Annotated in this window: 21 protein-coding genes; 11 read left to right on the top strand and 10 right to left on the bottom strand. The window is 68.1% G+C overall.

The features are described from left to right. Positions 1 to 292: 292 nt before the first annotated feature. Positions 293 to 922 carry a VOC family protein gene (locus tag EBN03_RS09350; protein WP_122187556.1) on the top strand — a complete coding sequence of 210 codons (630 nt, stop codon included), beginning with the start codon at positions 293 to 295 and terminating at the stop codon, positions 920 to 922. Positions 923 to 991: 69 nt separating this feature from the next. Here the strand turns inward: EBN03_RS09350 and EBN03_RS34965 are convergent, their stop codons facing one another. Continuing rightward, positions 992 to 1,195, bottom strand: a complete 204-nt coding sequence (locus tag EBN03_RS34965) for a cysteine hydrolase family protein (RefSeq protein ID WP_122187555.1) — start codon at positions 1,193 to 1,195, stop codon at positions 992 to 994. A 71-nt stretch (positions 1,196 to 1,266) separates the two neighbouring features. Between EBN03_RS34965 and EBN03_RS09340 the strand changes: the two genes are divergently transcribed. Further along, a complete protein-coding gene (locus EBN03_RS09340; protein ID WP_199742726.1) occupies positions 1,267 to 1,413 on the top strand; it encodes an AraC family transcriptional regulator in 147 nt (48 codons plus the stop codon). A gap of 6 nt (positions 1,414 to 1,419) precedes the next feature. Here the strand turns inward: EBN03_RS09340 and EBN03_RS09335 are convergent, their stop codons facing one another. Then, positions 1,420 to 2,292 carry a LysR family transcriptional regulator gene (locus EBN03_RS09335; protein ID WP_233608270.1) on the bottom strand — a complete coding sequence of 291 codons (873 nt, stop codon included), beginning with the start codon at positions 2,290 to 2,292 and terminating at the stop codon, positions 1,420 to 1,422. 126 nt (positions 2,293 to 2,418) lie between these two features. On the opposite strand from EBN03_RS09335, the gene EBN03_RS09330 reads away from it, so the two are divergent. From EBN03_RS09330 to EBN03_RS09315, 4 genes are read left to right on the top strand one after another with little or no spacing between them, the layout of a single operon-like run. Beyond that, complete coding sequence (locus EBN03_RS09330; protein ID WP_122187554.1) at positions 2,419 to 3,861, top strand: form I ribulose bisphosphate carboxylase large subunit; 1,443 nt, start codon at positions 2,419 to 2,421, stop codon at positions 3,859 to 3,861. 16 nt (positions 3,862 to 3,877) lie between these two features. After that, complete coding sequence (locus tag EBN03_RS09325; RefSeq protein ID WP_122187553.1) at positions 3,878 to 4,300, top strand: ribulose bisphosphate carboxylase small subunit; 423 nt, start codon at positions 3,878 to 3,880, stop codon at positions 4,298 to 4,300. Then, a complete protein-coding gene (locus EBN03_RS09320; protein ID WP_199742688.1) occupies positions 4,297 to 5,355 on the top strand; it encodes an AAA family ATPase in 1,059 nt (352 codons plus the stop codon). The genes EBN03_RS09325 and EBN03_RS09320 overlap by 4 nt, the downstream gene beginning before the upstream one ends. Before the next feature lie 30 nt (positions 5,356 to 5,385). Further along, on the top strand, positions 5,386 to 6,438 hold the full coding sequence (locus EBN03_RS09315) for a class 1 fructose-bisphosphatase (protein ID WP_122187551.1): 1,053 nt from the start codon (positions 5,386 to 5,388) through the stop codon (positions 6,436 to 6,438). 22 nt (positions 6,439 to 6,460) lie between these two features. Here the strand turns inward: EBN03_RS09315 and EBN03_RS09310 are convergent, their stop codons facing one another. Continuing rightward, positions 6,461 to 7,660, bottom strand: coding sequence for an IS110 family RNA-guided transposase (locus EBN03_RS09310; protein WP_122187550.1), 1,200 nt, complete (start codon positions 7,658 to 7,660; stop codon positions 6,461 to 6,463). 241 nt (positions 7,661 to 7,901) lie between these two features. Between EBN03_RS09310 and EBN03_RS09305 the strand changes: the two genes are divergently transcribed. Next, positions 7,902 to 8,780 carry a phosphoribulokinase gene (locus EBN03_RS09305; protein ID WP_122187549.1) on the top strand — a complete coding sequence of 293 codons (879 nt, stop codon included), beginning with the start codon at positions 7,902 to 7,904 and terminating at the stop codon, positions 8,778 to 8,780. Position 8,781: 1 nt separating this feature from the next. Here EBN03_RS09305 and EBN03_RS09300 read toward each other — a convergent pair whose 3' ends face one another. Further along, a complete protein-coding gene (locus EBN03_RS09300; RefSeq protein ID WP_122187548.1) occupies positions 8,782 to 9,474 on the bottom strand; it encodes a YoaK family protein in 693 nt (230 codons plus the stop codon). Positions 9,475 to 9,548: 74 nt separating this feature from the next. Further along, positions 9,549 to 10,187, bottom strand: coding sequence for a TetR/AcrR family transcriptional regulator (locus tag EBN03_RS09295; RefSeq protein ID WP_122187547.1), 639 nt, complete (start codon positions 10,185 to 10,187; stop codon positions 9,549 to 9,551). Positions 10,188 to 10,274: 87 nt separating this feature from the next. Between EBN03_RS09295 and EBN03_RS09290 the strand changes: the two genes are divergently transcribed. The 4 genes from EBN03_RS09290 to EBN03_RS09275 all read left to right on the top strand — a co-directional run bounded on the left by EBN03_RS09290 (position 10,275) and on the right by EBN03_RS09275 (position 12,742). Then, positions 10,275 to 11,411: an epoxide hydrolase family protein gene (locus EBN03_RS09290; RefSeq protein ID WP_122187546.1), complete on the top strand. Its 1,137-nt coding sequence runs from the start codon at positions 10,275 to 10,277 to the stop codon at positions 11,409 to 11,411. 96 nt (positions 11,412 to 11,507) lie between these two features. Next, positions 11,508 to 11,972, top strand: coding sequence for a hypothetical protein (locus EBN03_RS09285; protein ID WP_122187545.1), 465 nt, complete (start codon positions 11,508 to 11,510; stop codon positions 11,970 to 11,972). A 5-nt stretch (positions 11,973 to 11,977) separates the two neighbouring features. Further along, positions 11,978 to 12,304 (top strand): transcriptional regulator, encoded by a 327-nt coding sequence (locus EBN03_RS09280; RefSeq protein ID WP_199742687.1) that lies wholly within the window; start codon positions 11,978 to 11,980, stop codon positions 12,302 to 12,304. 9 nt (positions 12,305 to 12,313) lie between these two features. Further along, entirely contained in the window at positions 12,314 to 12,742 is a 429-nt protein-coding gene (locus EBN03_RS09275; RefSeq protein WP_122187544.1) for an NUDIX hydrolase, read from the top strand. Positions 12,743 to 12,753: 11 nt separating this feature from the next. On the opposite strand, the gene EBN03_RS35975 is transcribed toward EBN03_RS09275, so the two are convergent. The 5 genes from EBN03_RS35975 to dinB form a co-directional block, all read right to left on the bottom strand. Next, positions 12,754 to 13,065, bottom strand: coding sequence for a hypothetical protein (locus tag EBN03_RS35975; protein ID WP_456093811.1), 312 nt, complete (start codon positions 13,063 to 13,065; stop codon positions 12,754 to 12,756). Positions 13,066 to 13,660: 595 nt separating this feature from the next. Continuing rightward, a complete protein-coding gene (locus tag EBN03_RS09265) occupies positions 13,661 to 13,975 on the bottom strand; it encodes a ribbon-helix-helix domain-containing protein (RefSeq protein WP_122187542.1) in 315 nt (104 codons plus the stop codon). Continuing rightward, the gene (locus EBN03_RS09260; protein WP_122187541.1) at positions 13,972 to 14,259 is read right to left on the bottom strand and encodes a hypothetical protein; all 288 of its coding nucleotides are present in this window, start codon (positions 14,257 to 14,259) and stop codon (positions 13,972 to 13,974) included. The genes EBN03_RS09265 and EBN03_RS09260 overlap by 4 nt, the downstream gene beginning before the upstream one ends. A 65-nt stretch (positions 14,260 to 14,324) precedes the next feature. Then, positions 14,325 to 15,701 (bottom strand): hypothetical protein, encoded by a 1,377-nt coding sequence (locus EBN03_RS09255; protein WP_122187540.1) that lies wholly within the window; start codon positions 15,699 to 15,701, stop codon positions 14,325 to 14,327. A 157-nt stretch (positions 15,702 to 15,858) separates the two neighbouring features. Next, positions 15,859 to 17,031, bottom strand: a complete 1,173-nt coding sequence (gene dinB / locus EBN03_RS09250) for a DNA polymerase IV (protein WP_122187862.1) — start codon at positions 17,029 to 17,031, stop codon at positions 15,859 to 15,861. Between the last annotated feature and the right edge of the window lie 206 nt (positions 17,032 to 17,237).

Genomic DNA, 17,237 nt, shown 5'->3' with positions numbered 1-17,237 from the left:
GTGGTGTTGGACAGCGCGATCCACTTGTAGGCGGGGTGATCGCGGTCGATGCGGCGGCGGCGGCCGATGGTCGCGACGTCGCCGGCGTCGACATGCGGCGCCGATGGGCTACCGGGCGTGTGGTTACCGGACAAAGCAGTCTCCGAGGCCGAGCGGAACAGGACCTACCCAATATAGTTGTCGTACGCTAACTAATGAAGTGGTGAGAGGCGAGTCACTCCGACCGGGCCCGCACGCAACCGGTCAGGAATCGAGAAGCGCCGAAGAGGCCGCGAAAAATACCGTTGTCGACATGGACATCACCACTGAAACCAAGACCGGCATCGACTCCGTCATCCTCGAGGTGGCCGACCCCGCGGCCGCCGCCGCGACCTACGCCGAAGCGTTCGGACTGCCCGCGGATCTGCTGCGCTTCCGGACCGCGCAGGAACCCAGCACCGGCTTCCGCGGCTGCGTACTCTCGCTGGTGCTCGCCCAGCCGGCCACCGTGGACAGCTACGCCGAGACCGCCCTGCGGGCCGGCTTCACCGTGATCAAGCCGATCACCAAGAGCTTCTGGGGTTACGGCGGGGTGCTGCAGGCACCCGACGGGACGCTGTGGAAGCTGGCCTGCTCCGAGAAGAAGAACTCCGGGCCGGTCGTGCGCGAGATCCAGGAGATGGTCCTGCTGCTCGGCGTCGCGGACGTGAAGGCCACCAAGCGTTTCTACGTCGAACAGGGCCTCACGGTGGGCAAGAGCTTCGGCAGCAAGTACGTCGAGTTCGCGACGCCCGGCGCGGCCGTGAAGCTCGCGCTGTACGGGCGCAAGGCGGCCGCCAAGGACGCCGGCGTCGCGCCCGAGGGCAGCGGTTCGCACCGGCTGGCGATCGGCAGCGCGGGCGCGGCCTTCACCGACCTCGACGGATTCGCTTGGGAGGCTTGAGTTCCGGACTGCGCCCGCTGCGGCCGGGGGCCCGCCGCGCTTCGCCCCCGACAGACAGCGGGCCCGGTGTCAGCCCAGAGCGGCGCCGCTGGCCACGACGACGCCGTACAGGTCGTGAACGGTGGCGAGCGCGCCGCGGTGGAGCTGCTCGGCGCTCACCTCCCCGGCCGGGGTCTGCAGCCTGCGCGTCGCGCAGGCGTCGGCGACCACAGTGGCGTGGTTGCCGCGCAGGAAGGCGCCCTGGGTGGTGAACGCGACGCACATGTGGGTCATGAACCCGGCGATGATCAGCCGGTTGTTGCCGGTATGTCGAGGCCCTCCGGGTCGAGGCCGCGCGCAATCGCCTGGAGGCCACCGACGACACCCTCGAGCGAGTGGCCGCCGCATGCGGCTTCAACAGTGCCGACACCCTGATCCGCGCGTTCCGCCGCAAGCTCGACACCACTCCGACCGAGTACCGGCAGCGACACCGATGGGCGGACCGCGGGTGACCGACCTCAGGACTCGAAGGCGGCCGCGCCGACCCGCTCCCGATCGGTGATGTGGGCGACGAACAGCCGGGCCGCCGGCGTCGGTGTACGCGTGGTGACGACGTGCCACGGGCGGTCCAGGGGAGTGCCCTCCATCGGCAGCACTTCCAACCGGCCCGCGGCGACGTCACCGTCGACGGCGTCACTGTGGATCAGCGTCACGCCCAGCCCTTCGCGCGCGGCCGCCAGCACCGCGCCGTGGGTGCCCAGGGTCAGCGCGGGCGGGCGGATCTGCCAGCGGTCCAACAGGTTCAGCGTGGTCTCGCGGGTGCCCGAGCCCTCGCCGCGCAGCAGCCAGGTCGCGGTGCGGGGGTCGAGGTGGCGGCCCGCCCGGCCGACCACCACCAGCTGGCTGGCGCGCCGGGCCCGCACCACCAGCCCGGCGTCGCGGGGCGGTCGCCCGGCGATCACCAGATCGGCCTCGTGATGGCGCAATTCGAGGAACAGGGTGTCGCGCGGATGGATGGACAGGCCCACCTCGATGTCGGGGAAACGGTCACGGAACGATGCCAGGGGCCGCAGTAGCAGGTACTCCCCGGCGGTCGACACCGCGCCCAGCCGCAGCCGGCCGGTCTCCGCGCGCCGCACCGCGGCCTGCGCCTCGGTCATGAGACCCAGGATGCTGCGGCAGTACTCGGCGTAGATCCGGCCCGCCTCGGTGAGTGCCACGCCGCGACCGGATTTCGCGATCAGTTTCGCGCCGAGCTGCTTTTCGATATACGCCACGGCCGCCGACACCGCCGCCTCGGTGATGTGTAGCTGGGCGGCCGCCCGGCGGATGCTGGAGTGTTTGGCCACGGCGAGGAAGGTTTCCATCCGAACCGAGCTGACCGTACCCATACCCGACGGTAACAAACTCAACCAATCGGTTGAGTGAATCGAGAAACTATCGAATTGTTTGTGGAGGTACCCCCGGGCATCCTGGAATTCGCAAGGCGCACAACCCCATTCGACAGGAGGAATGTGATGGCCGACGAATCCAGCCGGGACCGGTGGGATCCGGGCGTGCACTCGTACGCATCGATGGGTTACTACGACGCCGACTACGAGCCCAAGGACACCGACGTTCTCGCGGTGTTCCGGGTGACACCCCAGCCGGGCGTGGACCCCATCGAGGCCGCGGCGGCCGTGGCCGGCGAGTCCTCCACCGCCACGTGGACCGTGGTGTGGACCGACCGGCTCACCGCACACGACCGCTATCAGGCCAAATGCTATCGCGTAGAACCGGTTCCAGGTAGGGACGGCGAGTACTTCGCCTACATCGCCTACGACCTCGACCTGTTCGAGGAGGGGTCGATCACCAATCTGACCTCCTCGGTGATCGGCAACGTGTTCGGGTTCAAGCCGCTGTCGGCGTTGCGGCTCGAGGACATGCGAATTCCGGTGGCGTATGTCAAGACCTTTCAGGGTCCTGCGCACGGAATCGTTATGGAACGTGAGTATCTGAACAAATACGGGCGACCACTGCTCGGTGCGACCGTGAAGCCGAAACTGGGTCTGTCGGCACGCAACTACGGCCGCGTGGTCTACGAAGCCTGTAAGGGCGGACTGGACTTCACCAAGGACGACGAGAACATCAACTCCCAGCCGTTCATGCGCTGGCGGGACCGTTTCCTGTTCGCCATGGAGGGGGTCAACCGCGCCGTCGCCGAAACCGGTGAATTGAAGGGCCATTACCTCAATGTCACGGCTGCCACCATGGAGGACATGTACGAGCGCGCCGAGTTCGCGAAGGAACTGGGCAGCCCGATCGTGATGATCGACCTCACCGTCGGTTACACCGCCATGCAGTCGATGTCCTTGTGGGCCAGGCGCAACGGCATGCTGCTGCACCTGCACCGGGCCGGGCACTCCACCTTCACCCGGCAGAAGACACACGGGGTGAGCTTCCGCGTACTGGCCAAGTGGTGCCGGCTGATCGGCGTCGACCATCTGCACGCCGGCACCGTGATCGGCAAGCTCGAGGGCGACCCGTACAGCGTGAAGGGCTTCTACGACACGTTGCGCGACGGCCACATTCCCGCCAACCCGCGCAACGGCATCTTCTTCGACCAGGACTGGGCGAGCCTGCCCGGCGTGATGCCGGTCGCCTCCGGCGGCATCCACGCCGGCCAGATGCATCAGCTGCTCGACCTGTTCGGCGACGACGTGGTGCTGCAGTTCGGTGGCGGCACGATCGGGCATCCGCTCGGGATCGCCGCGGGCGCCGAGGCCAACCGGGTGGCGCTGGAAGCGGTCGTGAAGGCCCGCAACGAAGGTCGTGACCTGCTGAAGGAGGGCCCGGACGTACTGCGCAAGGCGGCGCAGAGCAACCGGCCGCTCGACGTCGCGCTGGCCACCTGGGGTGACGTCACCTTCGAATACACCTCCACCGACGCACCCGACGCGGTGCCGACGGCCAGCCGCTGAAAGGAGCAGTGCCGCCATGTATCTGCGTCAGGGAACCTTCTCGCACCTGCCGGACCTCACCGACACCGAGATCGGCGACCAGGTCCGCTACGCCCTGCTCAACAACTGGCCGGTGTCGATCGAATACACCGACGACCCGCATCCGCGCAACGTCTACTGGGAGATGTGGGGGCTGCCGCTGTTCGACCTCGACGAACCCGAAGGGGTGCTGGCCGAGATCAACGCCTGCCGGGCGACGTTCCCGCAGCACTACGTCCGGGTCAACGCCTACGACGCCTCCTACGGGCGGCAGACCACGGCGCTGAGCTTCCTGGTGCAGCGGCCGGCGATCGAGCCGGGCTTCCGGCTGACCCGCACCGAGGGTGCCGACCGGCGGCAGCGCTACAGCTGGCAGCCGTACGCGACCGACGCGGCCCCCGGCGGCCGGTACCAGCAATGAGCGCGAGCGCGGAACGGTCCTCGGGACCGGGTAATCGGGGCCCCGGCTCCGAGCGCCCGGCCCCGGGGTTCCGGATGTACCGGCCGGGTGGGGCCGCCCGGCCGGGGCGCGGCGCGCAGGACCCACCCGAATCGGAGGGTCCGGAGTCGCTGCCGCCGGACGCACTGATCGATCTGTCGACCGATCTGGCGGGCAAGGACGTCGAGGACACCCTGGCCCGGCTGGACGAGGAACTGATCGGGCTGGCGGCGGTGAAGCTGCGGGTGCGCGAGATCGCGGCGCTGCTGTTGATCGACCGGGCCCGCCAGCAGTTCGGCCTGCAGGCGGTGCGCCCCACCATGCACATGAGCTTCACCGGCGGGCCGGGCACCGGGAAGACGACGGTCGCGCTGCGCATGGCCGAACTGCTGCACGCCCTCGGCTACATTCGTAAACCCAAGGTGCACACGGTGACCCGCGACGATCTGGTGGGCCAGTTCATCGGGCACACAGCGCCCAAGACCAAGGAGGCCCTGGCCAAGGCCGCCGGCGGGGTGCTGTTCATCGACGAGGCCTACTACCTGTTCCGCCCGGAGAACGAGCGGGACTACGGGCAGGAGGTCATCGAGATCCTGTTGCAGGAGATGGAAACCGAGCGGTCGAGCCTGGTGGTGATCTTCGCCGGCTACCCGGACCGGATGGACACGTTCTTCTCCGCCAACCCAGGCCTGTCCTCCCGGGTCGCCCACCATCTCGAATTCCCCGACTACACCCGGGCGGAGTTGCTCGCCATCGCGGAACTGATGGTGGCGCAACAGAACTTCACCTTCGCACCGGACGCGGTCGCCGCTTTCGACCGCTATCTGGAACTGCGGATGCCGCGGCCCCGGTTCGCCAACGCGCGCAGTGTGCGCAATGCCCTGGACCGCTGCCGGCTGCGTCAGGCCAACCGGCTCGTCGGCCTGCACCGCCCGGTGAGCCGCGACGACCTGATGACCCTGACCGTCACCGACGTCGAGGGCAGCAGCGTGTTCGCGGCCGGCCCCGCAACCGAATCGACCCCGGATCCGGGGTGATCGGCACGAGCTCGAGGAGACGACCCACCGATGCCCGACGGATTGACGACGCTCACCCGGTACACGATCGAGCAGGAGCACCGGCACCCCGGATCCTCCGGGGAGTTCTCCGCCCTGCTCAACGTGATCGCCACCGCGACGAAGATCATCGCCAATCAGGTGACCCGGGGCGCCATCGCCCCGGGTTCCGGCGACGGTGTGCCGCTGCACCGGCGGATGGACGCGCACGCCCACGACGCCATGCTGGCCCAGGCGTTGTGGACCGGCCACCTGAGTGCGCTGCTGTCCGAACAGAACCGCGAGATCGAGCCGGTCCCGGTGACCCAGCGCCGGGGTAAGTATCTGCTCGCCTTCGACCCGCTCGACGGATCCTCCAATATCGACGTGAATCTGCCGGTCGGAACGATATTCAGCGTGCTGCGTTGCCCCGACACCGACCGCGCGCCGGTGGCGGCGGACTTCCTGCAGCCCGGGGTCGAGCAGGTGTGCGCCGGGTTCACGCTGTACGGCGCCGCGACCCTGCTGGTGATCACCACCGGGGACGGGGTGGACGGTTTCACCCTCGACCGGGAGATCGGCGCCTTCGTCCTGACCCATCCGAGAATGCGAATTCCGCAGGAGTCCACGGGATTCGCCATCAACGCCGCCAACGAACGGTTCTGGGAGCCGCCGGTCCGCCGTTACGTCCACGAGTGCCTCGACGGCGCGGCCGGGCCGCGCAAACGGGACTTCAACATGCGCTGGGTGGCGTCGCTGGTGGCGGACGCGTTCCACATCCTGACCCGGGGCGGGGTGTACCTGTACCCGTACGACACCCGCTACCCGCAGGGGCGGGTGTCGTTGTTGTACGGGGCGAATCCGATCGCGTTCATCGTCGAACAGGCCGGCGGCGCGGCCAGTACCGGGCACGAGCGGGTACTGGATGTGCGGCCGGCCGAACTGCACCAGCGGGTGCCCATGATCTTCGGGTCGCGCAACGAGGTGCAGCGAATCCAGCACTACCACACCGAATCCGAGGACGGGCCGCGCTTCGACGCGTCCCTGTTCGGGCAGCGGTCGCTGTTCCGGCGGGCGCGGGGCTGAAAGGGGATTCTCAATGACCTTGTCAAGCCGCTGCGGCCCTTGGGATGGGCTGGTAGGGCGTGCTTGTGCGGAGCATTGCCCACAGGACGTTGATGCGGCGGCGGGCAAGGGCGATGACGGCTTGGGTGTGGGTTTTTCCTTCGGATCGCTTGCGCTGGTAGTAGGTCCGGGATGCGGTGTCGTTGATGGCGGCGATCTGGGCGGCGAGGTAGCACGCTCGCAGCAGGCGTCGGTCGTAGCGGCGTGGCCGTTTGAGGTTGCCGCTGACTTTGCCGGAGTCGCGGGGGACCGGGGCCAGGCCGGCGACGCCGGCGAGGCGGTTCGCGCTGTCGAAAGCGGTCATGTCACCGCCGGTCGCAGCGATGAATTCCGCGCCGAGCAGGACACCGAAGCCGGGCATGCTCAGGATGGTTTCAGCGTGGCGGTGGCGGCGAAATCGCTGCTCGATCATCGCTTCGATCTCGGTGATCTCGATGTCGAGCTGGATGACCTCTTGCGCCATACGGGCGACCATCGCCGCACCGAGTTGCTGCCCGGCGATGGTGACGTGCTGCGACCGGGCTGCTTCGAGTGCGGTGGCAGCGACGCGGGCGCTGTTGCGTGTCTTGCGGTTACGCAGCCATGTTTCCAGACGCGAGGCGCCGATCTTGCGGAGCTGGTCGGGGGTCTGGAAGCCGGTGAGCAGGATCAGCGCCGCCTTGTTGTGCGCGAGATCGAACGCGCGCTCGAGAGCCGGGAAGTAGTCCAGCAGCTGCGCGCGCAATCGGTTGATCGCGCGGGTGCGGTCGCAGCCCAGATCGGTGTGCCGCGAGATCAGGATCCGCAGCTCGACCGCGGCTTCGTCACCGACACGCAAGGGCTGCAGGTCGCGACGCATGCGGGCCTGGTCAGCGATGACGGCGGCGTCTTTGGCGTCTGTTTTCGCGTCGCCACGGTAGGTTCCGGCTGCCCAGTGCACTGTGCGGCCGGGAATGTACAGCAGCCGCTGCTCCCGGCTGAGAAGCAAGGCGATCAGAAGTGCGGCACCACCGTGGTTGAGGTCGATGGCCCATGTCACCTCGGCGTCGCTGGTCAGGCCGATGACGGCGTTGATCAGTTCCAACAGCGCGGGCTCGTCGTTCGCGATCCGGCGGGACAGCAGCCGCTTGCCGTCGGTGTCGATCACGACGCAGTGGCGCGCCGCTTTCCCGGCGTCGATTCCTGCCCACAACTGTTGTTGCACAAGCACTTCCGTTCTCTACGCGTTGATCGGGTATCCCGCAGACGACTGCGCCGTCGTGTCCTTACGAAGCGATCGGGTCGCATATCTCAATCAGCGGTCGAGTCGTCGCGGAGCGCCGGGCGGCCAATCCCCTTGGGCCATCAACGGCTCAGCCATGAAAGCCATACCCGACGCTCCTGGGTGCCGGAAAGCCTATGGCAGCCAGTAGCTTCCAGCACCCAAGAAGAAAGGTAAGGAAGTCATGTCGGTCAAACATCCCGTGGTCGCCATCACCGGGTCCTCCGGGGCCGGGACGACCAGCGTCACCCGGACCTTCCAGGAGATCTTCCGGCGGGAGGGGATCCATGCGGTGATCGTCGAAGGGGATTCGTTCCATCGCTACGACCGCGACGGAATGCGGCTGGCCATGGCCGAGGCCGAAGAGAACCTGGACCTCAGCTTCTCCCACTTCGGTGAGCGGGCGAACCTGCTGCCGGAGTTGGAGAAGCTGTTCCGCACCTACGGCGAGACCGGCACCGGACTCACCCGCAAGTACCTGCACAACGAGCTGGAGGCGAAACCCTATGGGCAGCAACCGGGTACGTTCACACCCTGGGAGGAGATGATCCCGGGCAGCGACCTGCTGTTCTACGAGGGCCTGCACGGCGCCGCGGTCACCGACTCGGTGAACGTGGCCCGCCACGCCGACCTGCTGGTCGGGGTCGTGCCGATCGTGAACCTCGAGTGGATCCAGAAGGTGCACCGGGACAAGCACGAACGCGGCTACTCGGACGAGGCCATCATCGACACCATCCTGCGCCGGATGCCGGACTACGTGAACTACATCTGCCCGCAGTTCTCCCGGACCTATGTGAACTTCCAGCGGGTTCCGACCGTGGACACCTCGAATCCGTTCACCGCCCGCACGATTCCGACCGCCGACGAGAGTTTCGTGGTGATCCGGTTCGCCGACCCCAAGGTGATCGACTTCCCGTATCTGCTGTCGATGCTGCACGATTCGTTCATGTCCCGGAACAACAGCATCGTGGTGCCGGGCGGAAAGATGGCGCTGGCCATGCAGTTGATCTTCACTCCGCTGATCCTGCGGCTGATGGACAAGCGGCCCAAGCGCGGCCGCTAGCTCAGGACCGCCGGTACTTCCACCACGTGTAGGCGCAGACCACGGCGCAGCCGATGGTCGCGCCGTACAGCATCCAGCGGCTGCCCTGGGTGACCAGGGCCAGCAGCCCGCCGAGGAGGGCGCCGAGCAGGAAGAACGTGTACTGCACGGCGTAACCGAGCCATTCGCGGTACGTGCCGCCGGCCAGGTGCCGCTCGATGCCCTGCATGAGTTTCACCATGGTGCCGGTCACGTAGGTGACCGGGATGGAGACCTCGCCGTTGCGGACGAAGGCGGTGTTCAGCGCGCCCATCGCGAAGGCCACACACAGAATGGGGCCCAACGGGATCGGCGTCTCGTCGGAGTAGGCGAAATTGTCCCAAACCGTTCCGGCGGCGAGCGCGACAGTGCACAGCAGAGTCGAGTCACCGGGCGGATTGCGCCAGAACCGCCGCCGCAGGATCGATCCGACCAGCACACCGCCGAGGAAGCAGGCGATCAAGGCGGCGGCGCCGATCGCCATCCCGCCGTGCCCGACGAACCCGCCGACCACCGCGCGTTCGGTGTTGCCGGTCATGAAGGTGACGAAGTATCCGTCGGAGCGGGCGAACGCGATGGCGCCGACGAATCCGGCGAGCAGCAGCAGTGCGGCGGCCAGCCGGTTTTCCAGGGTCCAGTACTTCTCACGGGTGGGGGAGTCGCTGGTCGCAGTCACGAGCTACAGGTTAGCTATCGAAGGTGTGTCCCCCCACGTGCCGCGCGACACAACACCCCGGTCGTCAGCCCCGTTCACCGCCACCGGTAAGCAAACTCACCGGGCGCCGGCGGCGGGCCCGGCAGTTCCGACCCGACGGTGAGCCCGTCGAGGATCAGGGCCAGCATCCGCTGCCGGAGTTCGGTGGTGCGCGCGGGGTCGGGGACGGTGATCGCGGCGCACGACTCCAGGATCAGGCCGAGGTCGTGCGGGGTCACGTCGGCGCGCAGCCGGGTGGACTCGTGGGCCCGGCGCACGATCTCCGTGGTCAGTTCACCCGATCGCCGCACCTCCGGGAGGAATTCGGCGTCCGGGGTGAAGGTGCCGGCCAGCCGCACGGTCAGCGAGTGCACGTCGGCGTCGACCACACGCCGCAGGAAGCCGGCCAGTGCCGCCCAGCCGTCCGGATTCTCCAGTGCCGCTTCGGCTTCGGTGTTGTAGCGGCGCAGGCCTTCGAGGCACAGGGTACGCAGCAGCACCTCCTTGGAGGAGTACCGGCGGTAGAGGGCGCTGATGCCGACGCCGGCGCGTTCCGCGACCGCCGCGATGGGAGCGTTCGCATCGGCCAGGAAGACCTCGCGGGCGGCCCGCAGGATGATGCCGTCGTTGCGGGCCGCTTCCGCCTGCCGCCCGGACCGACCGCGCCGAGCTGGGGTTTCGACTGTTTCGGACATGAGTTCAGACTACCACTGGATCGGAATGCTTCGTTCTGTTACGGTTGAAACAGAACGAATCATTCCGATCCAAATCCAGGAGCGACCATGACCGCCGTACGGCCCTTCCAGATCGACATTCCGCAGTCCCGCCTCGACGACCTGACCGATCGGCTCCGCCGCGCCCTGTGGCCCGACGAGCTGCCCGGCACCGCCGACACCTACGGCGTGCCGGGGGACCGGGTCCGCGGCCTGGCCAAATACTGGCTGGAGGAATTCGACTGGCGCGCATTGGAATCGAAGCTCAACGCCTATCCGCAGTTCGTCACCGAGATCGACGGCGAAGACATCCACTTCCTGCACGTCCGCTCGTCCCGGCCCGACGCGACCCCGGTGATCCTCACTCACGGCTGGCCGGGCTCGATCCTGGAATATCTCGACATCGTCACCCTGCTCACCGAGCCCGAATCCGCCGACGACCCGGCCTTCCACGTCGTGCTCCCGTCCCTGCCGGGCTTCGGCTTCTCCGGCCCGACCCGCAGCACCGGCTGGAACCGCTACCGGACCGCCGCGGCCTGGGTCGAACTGATGGACCGGCTCGGGTACGAGCGGTACGGCGCGATCGGCAACGACGGTGGCTCGATGATCTCGCCCGAGATCGGCCGCCTGGCACCGGAGCGCGTCACCGGAGTCCATGTGACCCAGCTGTTCTCGTTCCCCTCCGGCGATCCGGCCGAGATGGCGGACCTGTCCGAGGCGGACACGGCGGCACTGCAGCACCTGCAGTGGTTCCACCAGAACAAGATGGCCTTCAACACGCTGCACAGCCAGCAACCGCAGACCCTGGCCTACGCGCTGGCCGACTCCCCGGTCGGGCTGCTGGGCTGGAACGCGCAGCTGTTCGGGGAGTCCCTGGACGCGGAGTTCGTGATAGGCAACGTCGCGATCTACTGGCTGACCGGCACATCGGGCTCGTCCACGCGCTTCTACTACGAGGACGCGCACACCACCGATCACCCGCAGGGCCCGACCACGACACCCACCGCACTGGCCATGTTCGCCGGCGACTTCCGGTCCATCCGCCGGTTCGCCGAGCGCGACCACGCGAACATCGTGAGCTGGAACAGCTACGACAGCGGTTCGGTCCGGGGTGGCGGCAACGACGCCGCCGGGCACTATGCCGCGCACGAGGCGCCGGAGATCCTGGTCGACGACATCCGCCGGTTCTTCGGCAGACTGCGCTGATCCCGGGCGTGCTGGGCGCGGTCGCGCCCAGCACGCTGCGCGACCGCGTACATGGAATCTATTTTCTAATTGGAAAGTAGATGCTAATCTTTCAGCATGAGTAGCGAAACACCTCCCACGGCGGCCCTCGACGCCGCCCGCACCGCACAGCGCGCCGCGATCGGCGCCGCCCGGGTACCCGCCTGGTTTCCCGCCGTGGCCGGGCTGACGTATGTGGCCGGATTCGGCCTGCTCGGCGCCGCCGCGCTCACCCACGGCGGCGGGCGGCCAGCGCTCGCCGCGGCCGGTGCCGTGCTGTGCGTTCTCAATATCGTGGCCTTCGCCCTTGTGGCCGGGCGGGCGGTGCGTGCGGGTGTACTGCCGCGATCGAGCGGGAGCACGGTGCCGGCGCAGTGGGTCTGGGTGTCCGGCTGGCTCGTTCCGACCGAGATCCTGCTGGCCGGGCTGGTCTGGCTGGTGACCCGTGAGGTCGGGTGGGGATGTGTCGCCTTGGGCGTGCTGCTCGGGATCTCGACCTGGTGGCGGATGTCGGCCCTGCGGCAGCACGTCGCAGCGAGGTGAGCGCAGTGGGTGGCCTCGACGAAGCTTTCGCCACGATGCCGCGGCTCAAGGCCGCCGCGTTCCTGGCGGGCTGCGCCGAGGCCGAATTCGGCGTCGTCGCGGAGAAATGCGATATCGCGCCCTCCGCGCTGTCGAAGGCCGCGGTCACGCTGGAAGAGGCGGGCTACGTGCGGATCCGCAAGGGTCATGTCGGCCGTCGGCCGCGAACCTGGCTGTCGCTCACCGAGTTCGGCCGCACCGCCTTCACCGCCCACCTGGCCGCACTCACCGACCTGACCGAACGCGGTCGCGCGCACACGCCCACGGAGACGCCGGAAGGCAACGCGCCGTAGGCTGCCCGGGTGCTGACTGAACCGGATCCGCGGCTGATCGACACGGTCGCCTGGGTGTTGATCGAGGGCGGCCGCATCCTCTGCGCTCGCCCGGCCGGCAAGGACGAGTTCTACATCCCGGGCGGCAAACGCGAAGGGGCCGAGACGGATCTACAGACCCTGCTGCGGGAGATCGACGAGGAGCTGACCGTGGCACTCCTGCCGGAAACGGTCGCGCACGTGGGCACCTACGAGGCCGCGGTATCGAGTGACACCGCGACGGTGGTCCGAATGGCTTGTTACACCGCCGATTTCACCGGCGTCATCGCGCCGAGCAGTGAGATCGCCGAGATCGACTGGTTCGGCTACGCCGACCGTCCCCGGGTGCCCCTGGTAGACCAGGTGCTGTTCGACGATCTGGTTGCCCGGGGGCTGCTGCCCGCCGATTCACAGGACTGAAGGTCCGGGCCTCATCGGGTTCGGCAAGCACCGAACACCGTGTCCGACCCACCCAACTGGTGCTGGGTGACGCCGTGTCGGGTGACCGTGTCGTAGTTCTGCTCGGAGCCGTTGGCGAGCGTGTCGGATTCGGCCACCCACTGCTCTCCCCATTGCCGGGCGTCGGTTGCGGTGCCGGTGAAGGTGGCACTACCCGTCTGCACCCGCGCCACCTCCGCGAGCACTCGTACATGGCCTATCTCGTGCGCCCGTACCCGCCGCATGTACTCGGCGACGGATTTCTGCTGGACCGCGGTCTCGCCCGGCCATGTAGGCGTGGTCAACGTGATCGTCGTGGTGCGGAGCGGGGTCCCGGTGAAAGCGACTCGATATGACGATGCGGTCAGCGGAGCGAATGTGTATGACCTGTTCCACCGCCAGTTGGTTATCCCCGCGTTACCCACGACCTGAATCCAGGACGCGGCAGCCTGGCAGTTCGCGAGGCTCTTGGTTTTCGTAGACACACTCCACCACTGCCCGAAGCCGTCTTCCGCGGGGGTTTTCAGCGCGGTGCACAGGTCGCTGCTTCGGAATCTTCCCGCGATCGGCTGACAATCGAGTTGCGCGACCGCTGGACCGGACAGGCCGGTGATCGTCACAGCGAGAATCACCAGCGGCAATACCCGGCACAGGATCCGCCGCATGGAAACCGATCGGCCGATTACCGACCAGCCCGCGGTGAACCCGTTCCGGTCGCACGGCACCTATCCATTCTGAATCGTCGGTTCCGGATCCACTAGGGGGGCTACGACGAGCAGGTGACCGTCTGGCCCTGCGGTCGTCGACATCTTCAGCCCCTCCGATCCCACGTGCCGCCACCGACCCGCTCCGGGACTGAGCGCCCCACCTGCGGCGCTGTCGACTTCTGCGCGGCGCGACTCAGGCGGTGGGGCGCAGGCCGCTGAGTACCCGGATCGCGTCCGACAGCGGGATCATTCGCTCGGGTTGTTCTGCGGCCAAACCCATTTCGATGTATTGCCGGATCAGCATCGAGGCGGTGACGCATCTGTCCGCCGCCACCTCGCGCAACCGGTCGCGCAGGCTCGCGGGCAATTTCAGCGACGTGGTCACCATGTGCTGTTCCGTCTCCGCCGCGGTCGGCGGTAGCGCGGGGACCGCGCCGGTGTCGTCGAAGACCAATCCGGCGACGATATCGGCTGGGTCGCCGCCTACGGGTTCGAAGCTGTCGTTCATCGCTGTGCCTCCCATGCGGTGTATTCGGCGAGCTGATCGGGCCGCATCGGGGCGGCCAGCATGATCTGCCAGGAGGTGGCGTAGGGGCGCGGCCGGCGCAACAGCACCACGAGGGGCCGGTTCTCGTCGGTGCGTCCCCAGACAGTAAGCACGGACAGGCCGTTCGGGGTCTTCGCCGGCCGGGGCCAGCGCGTCGCCGAGTAGAGCACCTCGATCACCTCCCACCGGGCGATGTGCGCGCGGTCGAGCAACGGCTGGGCGCCGATCCACCACTGATATTCCACGTGGGTAACCATAATACCTCGGTATTACCCCTCGTCGGAGGGTTGCCGAACCGCAACGCCCGGCTTTACGGCATCGACCGTAATTGCGCGTGCAGCCGCTCGTACTTGTCCCCGTCGTGCCACTCGCCCGGCGGGAACGGGGAGGGCTCGCCGCCCATCTCCCGGTATCGCTGCCGCATCGGCCCGAGATCGAACAGGTCCACCGGGCCGATGTCCCCGCCGGCCGCTTCGAGCTTGTTCTGCCACTGTCGATACCGCGCGCTTCCGGCCTCGACCTCCGCCGCCCACTGCGACGACGACGTCAACATGTCGTGGTCGAACACGGCGACAGCGCTCGGCGACCTACCCGCCTGCTCCAGCCCGAGGTTCATCAGGATCCGCGAATGCCGGCCGTGGAAGTCGCCCTGCCAGGCGTGCGCGGAAATGAGCCGCTGCTGGAACTCGGCGGCCAGCCGGTAAGGGTCGGAACCCGGCTCTACCTTCGCGGCGTTGTACCAGTCGCACAATTCCTCGTGGAATGCGCGCGCATTCTCCACGCTGCCGAAGTGCGGGTAAATGATCAGACCGTTCTCGGTGGGCGGGTTGATTTGACCGTGCTGACCGACCAGCCCGCCCGGTGGATGGTATGTCGACAGCGGATCGTCTGCGATCGCGGCCAATTGCTCCGCCGTAGGCAGGGCGTCCAGCCGACGCACGGTCCGAGCACCGGGCCGACCGGCGATTTCGGGCTCGAACACGAGCCCGTAGGGTTCGGTGCGGACCGGGCCCGACACATGTGTGAGCAGCGGGTTCTCCTCGATGGCGGCCAGCTCGCTCCGTGACAACGGCCTCCGCAGACTACCGATTCCCAGCATCGGGATCCCGCCCATCTGCCCGGCGATCTCCGGGCTGTGCCGAATTTGCAGCCTCCGATGTATTTCGCCCATGAGGTCCACCGACATGTCGCGGTCGAGGTTTCGCCGGGCGTCGAGCCAGCTGGCCCAGCCCTCGGGACCGTCGAATATCGTTTCCGGCCGTGGCTGGCCGGAGATGTAGCCGATATCGCGGAACTTGTCCTCCATGAACAAGCTCATTTCGAGCGCCCAGTCGGCGTCGGTCCGGATACCGTGCGCGGCCTCCAGCCGGCGGATCTGCTCCTCGATGGGCAAGTCCAGAAAGCCGTCCGCCGCGGTCGGGTCCGGCGCGTGGACCGGTCCCCGCGCATCCGCGCCGGAATCCGAGTTCGCGGCGGTGGGATCGCGGGCGACGGGCGGGTCGCCGATCAGTTCGCGGCCGTCCTGGTCGACCGCGCTCATCCGTTCCGTCTCCCGGACCTCTTCGGCCAGATCGCCCAGGGTGCGTTGCATCCGGGGGCCGGCCCGGTGGGCGAGTACCTCGACCATGTCGTCGCGCATGCGCCGGAGCAGAGCGCGTCCCGCGTCGACCAGGGGCGCCTCGCTCACCGAGCCCTCCGGCAGACCGCGGGCCGCGCATCGTCGGCCGACCGCGGAAGCATCCGCACCAACTCCATCTCATACCCGAATCCACTGCCGCACATAGCTTCCCGGGTCATGACGGCGCGGAACGCCATACGCGCCCGCTCATTGTGACCGGAACGGCTCAGTCGGGGAGCATCGGGACCGTCAGGCCGGTACCTCGGTGCAGTAGGGCGGCGCGCGTGACGGCGTCGGACCCGAACCGGTCGCGTAGTGCGTCGAGCGTGGAATCCAGCGTGGAGTCGGCGCGGGCTTCCAGCGGGAGGGTCAGTTGCATACTGTCGGCGTCGTCGAGATTGGTGAGCGACAGGCCGATCAGGGTGAGGCCGCGCTCGTGGATCAGCGGCAGTGCCGCCGTCAGCAGGGTACGGACGGCGTGCAGCAGGACCGCGTCGCGGTCGGTGGGCTCGGGCAGGGTGTGCGAGCGGGTGGCGCGGGTGAAATCGTCGAATCGCATGCGCAGCACCACAGTTCGGCATACTCGCCGGGCCGCGCGCAGGCGCCGGCCGAGCCGGTCGGCGAGACCGTGGGCGTAGGCCTCGATCTCGTCGTCGGCGCGGACCCGCCGGCCCAGAGCGCGCTGGGCACCGATCGAGCGCCGCCGGCGCCCGGTATCGACCCGGCGCGGGTCCTGAGCGCGCGACAGCGCGTACAGATGGCGGCCGGCCGCCGGTCCGACCGCGGCGGCCAGCGGGCCCTCGCCCAGTTCCGCCAGTTCACCGATGCGGCGAATACCCCGCTCGTGCAACGCACGAGCGGTGACCGCGCCGACGCCCCACAGCCGCTCGACCGGCAGCGGGTGCAGGAACTGCAGCTCGCCCTCGGGCGGTACCTCCAGCAGGCCGTCGGGCTTCGAGACCGCGCTGGCCACCTTGGCCAGGAATTTCGTGCGCGCGATACCGACCGAGATCGGCAGGCCGACCTCGGCACGCACCCGCGCGCGCAACCGCTGGGCGATTTCGACCGGGGAGCCGGCGATCCGCCACAGCCCGCCGACGTCGAGGAACGCCTCGTCGATCGAGATGCCCTCGACCTCGGGGGTGGTGTCGCGAAAGATCTCGAAGACCGCCTTGCTGGCCGCCGAATAGGCGTGCATGCGTGGCGGTACCACGACGGCGTGCGGGCACAACCGCAGTGCCTGTTGCACATTCATCGGTGTGCGCACGCCGGAGGCTTTCGCCTCGTAGCTCGCCGCCAGCACGACGCCGCCCCCGACCAGTACCGGTCGGCCGAGCAGGCGTGGGTTGTCGCGCTGCTCGACCGAGGCGTAGAACGAGTCGAGGTCGGCGTGCAGGATCGCTGCCCGCGCGGCGTGTGGAGGCCGCCGCTGCTGGGCGGCATCGCGCGCAGAACTACTGGTGGACGATCCGGGCACTCACCGATGGTCGCACACCGGCGCCATGGTGTCGAATATATGTTCGATCAGTTGTGTTCGATCCGGGCGGATCGAATCAGAGCATGACCCCGGGGACCGACAGGGTCGAAGCGGTGATGACTGCCGCG

This window comes from Nocardia stercoris (assembly GCF_003696265.1).
Taxonomy (GTDB): domain Bacteria; phylum Actinomycetota; class Actinomycetes; order Mycobacteriales; family Mycobacteriaceae; genus Nocardia; species Nocardia stercoris.
This window is presented reverse-complemented; position numbering and strand designations above follow the sequence as displayed.

Bases quoted from the DNA above. Each gene is read 5' to 3' on its own strand.
- EBN03_RS09350 (WP_122187556.1), top strand. From the start codon at position 293: ATGGACATCACCACTGAAACCAAGACCGGCATCGACTCCGTCATCCTC.
- EBN03_RS34965 (WP_122187555.1), bottom strand. From the start codon at position 1,195: ATGACCCACATGTGCGTCGCGTTCACCACCCAGGGCGCCTTCCTGCGC.
- EBN03_RS09335 (WP_233608270.1), bottom strand. From the start codon at position 2,292: ATGGGTACGGTCAGCTCGGTTCGGATGGAAACCTTCCTCGCCGTGGCC.
- EBN03_RS09330 (WP_122187554.1), top strand. From the start codon at position 2,419: ATGGCCGACGAATCCAGCCGGGACCGGTGGGATCCGGGCGTGCACTCG.
- EBN03_RS09325 (WP_122187553.1), top strand. From the start codon at position 3,878: ATGTATCTGCGTCAGGGAACCTTCTCGCACCTGCCGGACCTCACCGAC.
- EBN03_RS09320 (WP_199742688.1), top strand. From the start codon at position 4,297: ATGAGCGCGAGCGCGGAACGGTCCTCGGGACCGGGTAATCGGGGCCCC.
- EBN03_RS09315 (WP_122187551.1), top strand. From the start codon at position 5,386: ATGCCCGACGGATTGACGACGCTCACCCGGTACACGATCGAGCAGGAG.
- EBN03_RS09305 (WP_122187549.1), top strand. From the start codon at position 7,902: ATGTCGGTCAAACATCCCGTGGTCGCCATCACCGGGTCCTCCGGGGCC.
- EBN03_RS09295 (WP_122187547.1), bottom strand. From the start codon at position 10,187: ATGTCCGAAACAGTCGAAACCCCAGCTCGGCGCGGTCGGTCCGGGCGG.
- EBN03_RS09290 (WP_122187546.1), top strand. From the start codon at position 10,275: ATGACCGCCGTACGGCCCTTCCAGATCGACATTCCGCAGTCCCGCCTC.
- EBN03_RS09285 (WP_122187545.1), top strand. From the start codon at position 11,508: ATGAGTAGCGAAACACCTCCCACGGCGGCCCTCGACGCCGCCCGCACC.
- EBN03_RS09265 (WP_122187542.1), bottom strand. From the start codon at position 13,975: ATGAACGACAGCTTCGAACCCGTAGGCGGCGACCCAGCCGATATCGTC.